Origin of the sequence: Janthinobacterium sp. LS2A (genome assembly GCF_036543145.1) — a bacterium.
Classification (GTDB): domain Bacteria; phylum Pseudomonadota; class Gammaproteobacteria; order Burkholderiales; family Burkholderiaceae_D; genus Janthinobacterium; species Janthinobacterium aestuarii.
Window position 1 is genome coordinate 185,951 of sequence record NZ_JAZHPB010000006.1, and the last position, 11,393, is coordinate 197,343.

The following is an 11,393-nucleotide window of genomic DNA, read 5'->3' on the forward strand; positions in this document are numbered from 1 at the left end:
GGGCCGGGCCTTCAGTACCTTGGATGCTTATTTCACTTGCGCTTCCGTGTAGTAGCCGCTGCCGGTGACGAGCACCTGCTTCCAGTTCGCCTTGTCGACGGTGACCGGTTTCAACAGGTAGGACGGCACGACTTTCACGCCGTTGTTATAGGTCTTCGTATCATTGACGGTCGGCGTCTTGCCGCTCATCATCGCGTCGACCATGTTGGCCGTGACCTTGGCCAGTTCGCGCGTGTCCTTGAACACGGTCGATGCCTGTTCGCCGCGGATGATCGATTTCACCGACGGGATTTCCGCATCCTGGCCCGTCACGACGGGGAACGGCTGCTTCGGCGTGCCGTAGCCGACGCCCTTGAGCGAGGACAGGATGCCGATGCTCAAGCCGTCATATGGCGACAGCACGGCGTCGACGCGCGCATTGCCGTAGTAGGCGCTGAGCAGGTTGTCCATGCGGGCTTGCGCCACGGCGCCATCCCAGCGCAGGGTGGCGACCTTTTCCATGCCCATCTGCTTCGAGCGCACCACCAGCTTGCCGCTGTCGATGTAGGGTTTGAGCACCGACAGTGCTCCGTTGTAGAAGAAGTGCGCGTTGTTGTCGTCGGCCGAGCCGCCGAACAGTTCGATATTGAACGGGCCCTTGCCTTCCTTGAGTTTCAGCGCCGATTCGATGTAGCCCGCTTGCAGCACGCCGACCTGGAAGTTGTCGAAGGTGGCGTAGTAATCGATGTTTTTCGTGCCGCGGATCAAACGGTCATACGAGATGACCTTGATGCCCTTGTCGGCCGCTTTTTGCAGCACGTTCGACAGGGTGGTGCCGTCGATGGCGGCGATCACCAGCACCTTGGCGCCCTTGGTGATCATGTTTTCCACCTGCGCCAGCTGGTTCGGGATATCGTCGTCGGCAAACTGCAAGTCCGTCTTGTAGCCGCGCTCCTTGAATACCTTGACCATGTTGTCGCCGTCGGCGATCCAGCGCATGGACGATTTGGTTGGCATCGAGATGCCGATTGCGCCCTTGTCTGCGGCGCTTGCCACGGGCATTACCGCCATGCCGGAGATGGCCAGCGCCAGGCTCGCGGTCAGCATTTTCATTGTTGTTTTCATTTCAGGTCTCCACCGTCTTCGATAGTTGAATGTGCCAGGGCCGTCGTCCAGTGGGCGGGCTCCGTGCGAATGGCCGATTGCAGGCCACGGCTGATACTAGTTTGTCCATCCATCCCTCACCAATCACTTTTTTCGCATTGGTGATATCCAAAACGATATCGATGGGTCAATTGATGCAATGCGCCATGGCGCGCCTTCCCGCCTGCGCACAGGGCGGAAACCGGGGCCGCGCGGCGGCTTTTTTTGGTGCACTGCAATACCAATAATCATCATTCAATTTGGTGATTTTCGTAATTGCGGCGACACAGGGCGGCGCGCAGAATCGGTCCGAACTTGAACACCGGCCATCCCGTCACGACCTTTTGAAAGCTTGCCATGCAGCCGATTTCCCCCGCCTCTTTGTTGCCCGCCGACCTGGCGCAGGCCCTCCTTGTCGGCCGCATCTGGCGTGACGGCCCCTGCGTCGTCGCCGTGCGCGGCGGCGAAGTGGTCGACATCACGCAGACGGTGGCGACGGTGGCCGAGCTGTTCGAACGCAGCGATGCGCTCGATATCGTCCGCCATGCGCCCGGCATCGCGCTCGGACCCGTGCAGTCGCTGCTGAAGCAGGCGCTGGCCGCGCCGGCCGGCGAGCCGCTGCTGCTGGCGCCGTGCGATCTGCAGGCCGTCAAGGCATGCGGCGTGACTTTCGCCGTCAGCCTGCTCGAACGGGTCATCGAGGAACAGGCGGGCGGCGACGCGGCGCGCGCGGCGAGCCTGCGCACCGCCCTGCAAATGACATTGGGCGGCGACCTGTCGGCATTGAAGCCTGGCTCGGACGCGGCGCAGCGTTTGAAACAGCAGCTGCAGCAGCGCGGCGCCTGGTCGCAATACATGGAAGTGGGCATCGGCCCCGATGCGGAAGTGTTTACCAAGGCGCAGCCGATGTCGTCGGTCGGCTGCGGCGCGCAGGTGGGCTTGCTGCCATCGTCCGCCTGGAACAACCCGGAGCCCGAGATCGTCCTGGCCGTCAACAGCCGTGGCGAGGTGCTGGGGGCGACCCTGGGCAACGACGTCAACCTGCGCGACATCGAAGGGCGCAGCGCCCTCTTGCTGGGCAAGGCCAAGGATAACAACGGCTCCTGCGCCATCGGCCCCTTCATCCGCCTGTTCGACGAGCACTTCACGCTCGACACCGTGCGCGAGGCGGAAGTGTCGCTGCTGATCGAAGGCACTGACGACGGCTTTGTGCTCGAAGGCGCCAGCTTCATGCGCGAAATCAGCCGCGACCCGCTCGACCTGGTGCGCCAGACGGCAGGCCAGTACCACCAGTATCCGGACGGCTTCATGCTGTTCCTCGGGACCATGTTCTCGCCCGTAAAGGACCGCGGCGCGCAGGGCGGCGGCTTTACGCACCACCTGGGCGACCGCGTGACGATTGCCAGCGCTGCGCTGGGCGCGCTGGTCAACGAAGTGCAGCGCTGCGACGCGATTGCCCCCTGGACGTTTGGCGTGCGCGCGCTGTACCAGAACCTGGCCCAGCGCGGCTTGCTTTGATTATTTATTAACTTGGAACGCTTAACAAAACCGTAGCGAGCGGATGAGAGTTGTGGCTGAGAAGCGGAGCTGTGCGCATGCACAGTGAGCATCGGAGGCCGCAAATCTCGACGCGCAGTAGGTTTGGTTATGCGTTTCTAAAAAGAGAGATACCATGCAACATGCAATTTATTCCAGCCTGGCCGGCAAGCGCGTCGTCATCACGGGCGGCGGCACCGGTATCGGCGTGGCCATCGTCGAGGCGTTCGCGCGCCAGGGCGCCCACGTCACCTTTCTCGACATCGCCCGCGAGGCGTCGCTGGCGCTGCAGGAAAAGCTGGCCCACCTGCCGCAGCCGCCCGTTTTCCGCTATTGCGACCTGACGGACCTGGGCGCCCTGGCCGCCACCTTCGCCGAGATCGCACACAGCGCCGGCGCCACGGATATCCTCATCAACAATGCGGCCAATGACGACCGCCACGAACTGCAGGACGTCACGCCCGCCTACTGGGACGAGCGCGTGGCCGTCAACCTGCGCCACCAGTATTTCTGCGCCCAGGCAGTGGCGCCGGCCATGCGCGCCAAGGGCAGCGGCGTGATTCTCAACCTGGGGTCGATTTCCTGGCATTTGGCGCAAGCTAGGTTGTCGATCTACATGACGGCCAAGGCCGGCATCGAGGGCTTGACGAGAGGCCTGGCGCGCGACCTGGGCGTCGACGGCATCCGCGTCAACTGCATCATTCCCGGCGCCGTGCGCACGCCGCGCCAGGAAAAGCTGTGGCATACGCCGGAAGCGGAAGCCGTCATCCTGCAGGGCCAATGCCTGCAGTTGCGCGTGGAGCCGGAAGACGTGGCGGCGCTGGCGCTGTTCCTCGCGTCGGACAACGCGGCCAAGTGCGCGGGACGCGAATACTACGTCGACGCAGGCTGGTACGGCGCATGAGCACCGCAGGCAAACACCCGGCGCGGCGCTTCCGTTCGCAGGACTGGTTCGACAATCCCGACCACATCGACATGACGGCGCTGTACCTCGAGCGCTTCATGAACTACGGCATCACGGCCGAGGAATTGCGTTCGGGCCGGCCCATTATCGGCATCGCGCAAAGCGGCAGCGATATCAGTCCCTGCAACCGCATCCATCTGGAGCTGGCGCAGCGCGTGCGCGACGGCATCCGCGACGCGGGCGGCATCCCGATGGAATTCCCGCTGCACCCGATCTTCGAGAACTGCCGCCGTCCCACGGCCGCGCTGGACCGCAACCTTGCGTATCTGGGCCTGGTGGAGATTTTGCATGGCTACCCGATCGACGCCGTGGTGCTGACGACGGGCTGCGACAAGACGACGCCGGCCCAGCTGATGGCCGCCGCCACGGTCGACATTCCCGCCATCGTGCTGTCGGGCGGCCCCATGCTCGACGGCTGGATGGACGGTGAACTGGTGGGTTCCGGCGCCGCCATCTGGAAGGGCCGCCGCCAGCTGTCCGCCGGCTTGATCGACAACGACAAATTCCTGCAGATCGCCGCCGCTTCCGCGCCGTCGGCCGGCCATTGCAACACCATGGGCACGGCATCGACCATGAACGCGCTGGCCGAGGCGCTGGGCATGTCGCTGACGGGCTGCTCGGCCATCCCCGCGCCATACCGCGAACGGGGCCAGATCGCCTATGAAACGGGGCGCCGCATCGTCGCCATGGCGCATGACGACGTGCGCCCGTCGAGCATTCTCACGCGCGAGGCGTTCCTGGACGCCATCATTGTCAACGCGGCCATCGGCGGCTCCACCAACGCCCAGCCGCACCTGATGGCCATGGCGCGCCATGCGGGCGTGGAATTGCACTCGAGCGACTGGATGGAACACGGCTACGACGTGCCGCTGCTGTTGAACATGCAGCCGGCCGGGAAGTATCTGGGCGAGCGCTTCCACCGCGCCGGCGGCGTGCCGGCCGTGATGTGGGAGCTGCAGCAGGCGGGCTTGCTGCATGCGGACCGGTTGACGGTCACGGGCCAGAGCATGGCGGCGAACCTGGCGGGGCGCGAAAGTACTGATCGCGAGATGATCCGCCCGTTTGCCGCGCCGCTGAAGGAAAAGGCCGGTTTCATGGCCTTGCAGGGCAACCTGTTCGACTTCGCCATCATGAAGACCAGCGTGATCTCGCCCGCTTTCCGCGAGCGCTACCTGTCGCGTCCCGGCAGCGAGGGCGTGTTCGAGGCGCGCGCCATCGTCTTCGATGGTTCAAGCGACTATCACGCGCGCATCAACGACCCGGCGCTCAACATCGACGACAGCTGCATGCTGGTCATGCGCGGTGCCGGTCCCGTGGGCTGGCCCGGTTCGGCCGAAGTGGTCAACATGCAACCGCCCGACGCCTTGCTCAAGGCAGGCATTTTGAACTTGCCGACCCTGGGCGACGGGCGCCAGTCCGGCACGTCGGACAGCCCGTCGATCCTGAACGCGTCGCCGGAAAGCGCCGTGGGCGGCGGCCTGGCGCTGCTGCGTACAGGCGACATCATCCGCGTGGACTTGAACGGGGGCCAGTGCGACATGCTGGTCGATGCGGCTGAATTGGCGCGCCGCGCGCAGGAGCTGCCGCCGCCCGTCAACGACAGCGCCACGCCGTGGCAGGAAATCTACCGCGCCAGCGTGGGCCAGCTGGAAACGGGCGCCTGCATGGAGCTGGCCCTGAAATACCGCGCCGTGGGCCAGACCCTGCCACGTCACAACCATTAGCAGGCAGGTCGGGGTAGGTCGGCTTAGCGCTCCGCGCGTAAGCCGACACCACCACAGACATAAAATTTTTCAGCAGTACCCGCAGTTAAAAAACGTTGTTAATAAAATCCACAAGGAGACACACAATGAACAAGATCATCAGTGCAGCCATCATGACCGCCATGCTGGCATTGAGCAGCAGCGCCGCCCTGGCCGATGCGAAAAACCCGAAAATCGGCTTTTCCATCGACGATTTGCGCGTGGAACGCTGGACGCGCGACCGCGATTTCTTCATCGCCGCCGCCGAGAAGCAGGGCGCCAAGGTCTTCGTGCAATCGGCCGACGCCAGCGAGCAGCGCCAGATTTCGCAGATCGAAAACCTGATCTCGCGCGGCGTGGACGTGCTGGTGATCGTGCCGTTCAACGCCACTGTCCTCAACAACACCGTCAAGGAAGCGAAAAAGGCCGGCATCAAGGTGCTGTCGTATGACCGCCTGATCCTGAACGCCGATATCGACGCGTACATCTCGTTCGACAACGAGAAAGTGGGCGAGATGCAGGCCGAAGGCGTGACCAAGCTGCAGCCGAAGGGCAATTACTACCTGCTGGGCGGCTCGCCGACCGACAACAACGCCAAGATGCTGCGCGAAGGCCAGATGAAGGTATTGAAACCGTTCATCGACAAGGGCGACATCAAGATCGTCGGCCAGCAGTGGGTGAAGGACTGGAGCGCCACCGAAGCGTTGTCCATCGTGGAAAACGCGCTGACGGCCAACGGCAACAAGATCGACGCCATCGTCGCCTCGAACGACGGCACGGCAGGCGGCGCCATCCAGGCCCTGGCTGCGCAAAAACTGGCCGGCAAGGTGCCGGTCTCGGGCCAGGACGCCGATCTGGCGGCCGTGAAACGCGTCATCGCCGGCACGCAGTCGATGACCGTCTACAAACCGTTGAAAACCATCGCTGCGGAAGCGGCCAAGCTGGCCGTGCAACTGGCGCGCAATGAAAAGCCGGCTTACAACTCCAGCTATGACAACGGCCTGAAAAAGGTCAGCACGGTGCTGCTGAAACCAACGCCGCTGACCAAGGCGAATGTGAACATTCTCGTCGATGACGGTTTCTATACCAAGGCGCAGCTGGGTAATTGATTACCCGCTTGATGTCGGCTTACGCGCTGCGCGCTAAGCCGACCTACGATTGCCCGCATCGGCCGTTATCCGACAATCGCCGGCTCCGGAAACGCCGGTGGTGGTGTCGGCCGTCCGCACCGGCCGTAGGTCGGATGAGCGGCGCCATGGGCGCCGCGTAATCCGACATTTCCCCCGTATCCGCAACGAGAGTGAGCATGTCCGACTATCTGCTTGAAATGAAAGGCATCGTCAAACAGTTTGGCGGTGTCCGCGCGCTTGACGGCATCGACCTGCAGGTGCGGGCCGGCGAGTGCATCGGCTTGTGCGGCGAGAATGGCGCCGGCAAGTCGACCCTGATGAAGGTGTTGTCCGGGGTGTACCCGCACGGCACCTGGGATGGCGAGATCCTGTGGGATGGCCAGCCCCTGCGCGCGCAATCGATCCGCGACACGGAAGACGCGGGCATCATCATCATCCACCAGGAACTGATGCTGGTGCCGCAGCTGTCCGTGGCCGAGAATATCTTCATGGGCCGCGAGCTGACCCTGCCCGGCGGGCGCATGCACTACGCGGCCATGTACAAGCGCGCCGACGAGCTGCTGCGCGAACTGAAAATTCCCGAACTGAACGTGGCGCAGCCCGTGATGAATTACGGCGGCGGCCACCAGCAGCTGGTGGAAATCGCCAAGGCGCTCAACAAGAATGCGCGCCTGCTGATCCTCGACGAGCCGTCGTCGTCGCTGACGGCGTCGGAAATCGCCGTGCTGCTCGATATCCTGCGCGCGTTGAAGGCCAAGGGCGTCACCTGCATCTACATTTCGCACAAGCTCGATGAAGTGGCGGCCATCTGCGACACCATCGTCGTCATCCGGGACGGCAAGCATATCGCCACCACGCCGATGGCGCAGATGAACGTCGAGAGCATCATCGCGCAAATGGTGGGCCGTGAAATGAGCCAGCTGTACCCGCAGCGTGCGCAGCCGGCACCTATCGGCGAAGTGCTGTTCGAGGCACGCCACGTGACCTGCATCGACGTCGACAACCCGCAGCGCAAGCGGGTCGACGATGTGTCGTTCACCCTGCGCAAGGGCGAGATCCTCGGCATCGCCGGCCTGGTGGGGGCGGGGCGCACGGAGCTCGTCTCGGCCCTGTTCGGCGCCTACCAGGGGCCGTGCCAGGCCGAAGTGTGGCTCGATGGCCGCAAGATCGATACCCGCTCGCCGCAAAAGGCCATCGCCATGGGCCTGGCCATGGTGCCGGAAGACCGCAAGCATCACGGCATCGTACCGGATCTCGACGTGGGGCAGAACATCACCCTGGCCGTGCTGGAGGAATTCACGCGCGCCACGCGCATCGACGGCGAGGCGGAATTGACGGCCGTGCGCGGCGAGATCGCGAAGCTGGAACTGAAGGCGGCCAGCCCGTCGCTGTCCATTACGAGCCTGTCGGGCGGCAACCAGCAAAAGGCCGTGCTGGCCAAGATGCTGCTGACGCGCCCGCGCGTGCTGATCCTCGACGAGCCCACGCGCGGTGTCGACGTGGGCGCCAAATATGAAATCTACAAACTGATGCTGGCGCTGGCCGACCAGGGCGTGGCCATCATCATGGTCTCGTCGGAACTGGCCGAAGTGCTGGGCGTGTCCGACCGCGTGCTGGTGATGGGCGAAGGCCGCCTGCGCGGCGACTTTATCAACGATGGCCTGAGCCAGGAAACCGTGCTGGCGGCAGCGCTCGACCAGCGCCCGGCGCCCGCCGCCAACACCGCAAACAAGGAAACCGCAGCATGAAACCGCACAGTATCAAACAGCTGTTCACCCAATACAAAATGCTGGCCCTCCTGATCGCCGTGGCGCTGATCTGGGCCTTCTTTTCGTGGAAGACGGAGGGCAGTTTCCTCACGCCGCGCAACCTGTCTAACCTGCTGCGCCAGATGTCCGTTACCGGCATCCTCGCCTGCGGCATGGTGCTGGTGATTATCGCCGGCGAGATCGACCTGTCGATCGGCTCCCTGCTGGGGCTGCTCGGCGGCATCGCCGCCGTGCTGGACGTCACGCAGCACTGGCCGCTGGCGCTGAACCTGGCGGCCGTACTCGGCTGCGGCCTGGTGATCGGCCTCTTGAATGGCTATCTGACGGCGTACCGGGGCATCCCGTCCTTCATCGTCGGGCTGGGCGGCATGCTGGCGTACCGCGGCATCCTGCTGGGCATCACGGGCGGCATCACGATCGCGCCCGTCTCCGAGCCGATGGTCTACCTGGGGCAGGGCTACCTGCCCGCGGTGCCCGGCATCGTGCTGGGCATCGGCCTGTTCCTGCTGGCCGCCTTCCTGACGTGGCGCGCGCGCGCCAGCCGTGCCCAGCATGGCTTGCCGCAGACGGCGCCCTGGGCCGACGGCTTGCGCCTGGCCGTCATCGGCGCCGTGCTGTATGCCTTCGTGCAAACCCTGAACGGCTATGAAGGCATCCCGCTGCCCGTGCTGTTGCTGCTGGCCTTGCTGGGACTGTTCAGCTACATCACGAGCCAGACCGTGTTCGGCCGGCGCATCTATGCCGTCGGCAGCAATATGGAGGCGACGCGCCTGTCCGGCATCAACGTGAAAGCCGTCAAGCTGTGGATCTTCGGCATCATGGGCCTGATGTGCGCGCTGGCGGGCCTGATCAATACGGGCCGACTGGCGGCCGGTTCGCCATCGGCCGGTACCTTCAGCGAACTCGACGCGATCGCCGCCTGCTTCATCGGCGGCACCTCGATGCGCGGCGGCTCGGGCACCGTGTACGGCGCCCTGATCGGCGCGCTGGTCATGGCCAGCCTCGATAACGGCATGTCCATGCTGGACGTGGACACCTACTGGCAGATGATCGTGAAAGGCAGTATCCTCACCCTCGCCGTGTGGGTCGATGTCAGCACGCGAGCGGGGCGTAGATAGCCGTGAAACGATCTGGCACGGGAGGAGACACCATGAAGATGCCGACCGCGCACCGGATCGCGCTGCTGTTTAACGGGAATAAAATCTACGACCGCGACATCATCGCGGGTATCGCCGCCTACCTGAACACGACGCGCGTGTCGTGGGACCTGTTCCTGGAAGAGGACTTTCGCTGCCGCCTGCCCGGCATCGAGCGCTGGCAGGGCGACGGCATCATCGCCGATTTCGACGATCCCGCCGTCTGCGAGGCGCTGGCGCACAGCCGCCTGCCCGTGGTGGCCGTGGGCGGCTCGTATGCGCGCGCCGAGGATTACCCGGCCGGCATCCCGTACGTGGCGACCGATAATTTCAAGATCGTCAAGCTGGCCTATGAACACCTGGTGGAAGCGGGCCTGACGCGTTTCGCCTGTTTCAGCCTGCCCGAGGCCGATGTCAACCGCTGGGCGCAGGAGCGCGAAACGGCGTTTTGCGCCTTGATGGAGCGCGACCACATGCGCGCCGACGTGTACCGGGGTGTCGCCACCAGCGCACCGTCGTGGGACGAGGCGGTGGAGCAGCAGATCGCCTGGCTCAACAGCCTGGAAAAACCCGTCGGCATCATCGCCGTCAGCGACGCGCGCGCGCGCCAGCTGCTGCAAGCGTGCATGCACGCGGGGATCGCCGTGCCGGAGCAGGTGGCTTTGATCGGCATCGACAACGATCCGCTGGCGCGCATGCTCACGCGCATTCCCTTGAGTTCCGTGATCCAGGGCACGGAGGAAATGGGCCGCACGGCCGCGCATCTGCTGCATCAGATGTTGAATGGCGCGCGCCTGTCCGGCACGCGCATCCTCGTGCCGCCGGCCGGCCTGAACGTGCTCGCTTCCACGCGCCACCAGCCTTTCCAGCATCCGCAGGTGATGCAGGCGCGCCATTTTATTCGCCAGTACGCTTGCCAAGGCATCAAGACGGAGCAGGTGGCCGATTACGTGGGCGTGTCGCGCTCCTCGCTCGAAGCGCACTTCCGCCATGAGCTGGGGCGCAGCGTGCACGACGAGATCCTGCATTTCAAGCTCGATGCGGCCAAGACCCTGCTGGCGCGCGGACCGGGGCAGGTGGCCGAGGTGGCCGTGCGTTGCGGCTTTACCACGGTGCAGTACATGCATGCCGTCTTCAAGCGCGAACTCGGTTGCACGCCGCGCGAATTCCAGCAGCGCAGCCGGCCGCCGCCAGCCCCCGGGCAGGCGCCATGATGCATCTGCTGCGCAACGCGCGCGGCATGCGCGTGGCCATCGATGCGCACGATGCCAGCGTGCGGGCCTGGTGGGCGCCCGACCGCTATGGCCGCCTGGCCGACGTGCTGGGCGCCGCGCCCCCTGCGGCACGCTCGTCCACCGTCTGGCAGTGCGCGCCGCCGGACGACGGCCACTTGCTGCTACACCTGGCGCATGACGGCCTGTCGGTGCGCCTGGCCTACCGGCTCGACGAGGATGGCTGTTTGCACCTCGACTGCGCCGCCACGGCCGAGACGGTTTCCCGTTTTGCGCTGGCCGCGCCCCTGTTCAATCTGCAGGGCGGCCGCGCGGCCGTGGGTGACCATGTGCTGCGCCTGGCCGCCGACCGCTACTGGCCCGGCGGGCATGCGTGCAGCGCTCCGCTCGACGTGGCGGGCAGCGCGTTCGACTTCCGCCAGCCGGCGCCGCTCGCTACACGCCTGGCCTGGCCCGCGCTCGTGCACTTGCCGGGATTCCGGCATGACTTTTACTGGACGGGCAGCGGCCAGCTGCGCGAGGCGGCGCGGGTTGCCGACCCCGCTTCGGGACGGGTCCTGCGTTTTTACAGCACCCAGGACAGTTGCCATTTATATTCCGATGCGCGCTGTTTTTCCCTGCTGGCGCAGGGTGTGCAATTGCAACCGGGACAAGTGAGGCGCTTCAATCTTGCCTACCGTTTGGGCGTGCAGGATATCGATACGTTTGACATATCCGAACCGGTATCAATGATGTCAAATAAGTGATTGGTCAGATATGCGG

9 protein-coding genes are annotated in these 11,393 nt (G+C 64.7%); 8 read left to right on the forward strand and 1 reads right to left on the reverse strand.

Annotation, left to right across the window (positions count from 1 at the left end):
- Nucleotides 1–27 precede the first annotated feature (27 nt).
- Complete coding sequence (gene chvE / locus V3C40_RS18360; protein ID WP_223278970.1) at nt 28–1,050, reverse strand: multiple monosaccharide ABC transporter substrate-binding protein; 1,023 nt, start codon at nt 1,048–1,050, stop codon at nt 28–30.
- 429 nt (nt 1,051–1,479) lie between these two features.
- Between chvE and V3C40_RS18365 the strand changes: the two genes are divergently transcribed.
- From V3C40_RS18365 to V3C40_RS18400, 8 genes are all read left to right on the forward strand, one after another.
- Complete coding sequence (locus tag V3C40_RS18365) at nt 1,480–2,640, forward strand: fumarylacetoacetate hydrolase family protein (protein ID WP_331778204.1); 1,161 nt, start codon at nt 1,480–1,482, stop codon at nt 2,638–2,640.
- Between the two features lie 154 nt (nt 2,641–2,794).
- A complete protein-coding gene (locus V3C40_RS18370; protein ID WP_331778205.1) occupies nt 2,795–3,562 on the forward strand; it encodes an SDR family NAD(P)-dependent oxidoreductase in 768 nt (255 codons plus the stop codon).
- Complete coding sequence (locus V3C40_RS18375) at nt 3,559–5,346, forward strand: IlvD/Edd family dehydratase (protein WP_331778206.1); 1,788 nt, start codon at nt 3,559–3,561, stop codon at nt 5,344–5,346. Before V3C40_RS18370 ends, V3C40_RS18375 begins: the two co-directional genes overlap by 4 nt.
- Before the next feature lie 152 nt (nt 5,347–5,498).
- The gene (gene xylF / locus V3C40_RS18380) at nt 5,499–6,473 is read left to right on the forward strand and encodes a D-xylose ABC transporter substrate-binding protein (protein ID WP_099377905.1); all 975 of its coding nucleotides are present in this window, start codon (nt 5,499–5,501) and stop codon (nt 6,471–6,473) included.
- A 197-nt stretch (nt 6,474–6,670) separates the two neighbouring features.
- A complete protein-coding gene (gene xylG / locus V3C40_RS18385; RefSeq protein WP_331778207.1) occupies nt 6,671–8,242 on the forward strand; it encodes a D-xylose ABC transporter ATP-binding protein in 1,572 nt (523 codons plus the stop codon).
- On the forward strand, nt 8,239–9,381 hold the full coding sequence (locus tag V3C40_RS18390) for a sugar ABC transporter permease (protein WP_034783811.1): 1,143 nt from the start codon (nt 8,239–8,241) through the stop codon (nt 9,379–9,381). The genes xylG and V3C40_RS18390 overlap by 4 nt, the downstream gene beginning before the upstream one ends.
- A 32-nt stretch (nt 9,382–9,413) precedes the next feature.
- On the forward strand, nt 9,414–10,613 hold the full coding sequence (locus V3C40_RS18395; RefSeq protein ID WP_046681867.1) for a XylR family transcriptional regulator: 1,200 nt from the start codon (nt 9,414–9,416) through the stop codon (nt 10,611–10,613).
- Nucleotides 10,610–11,377, forward strand: a complete 768-nt coding sequence (locus tag V3C40_RS18400; protein ID WP_331778208.1) for an aldose epimerase family protein — start codon at nt 10,610–10,612, stop codon at nt 11,375–11,377. The genes V3C40_RS18395 and V3C40_RS18400 overlap by 4 nt, the downstream gene beginning before the upstream one ends.
- Nucleotides 11,378–11,393 lie beyond the last annotated feature (16 nt).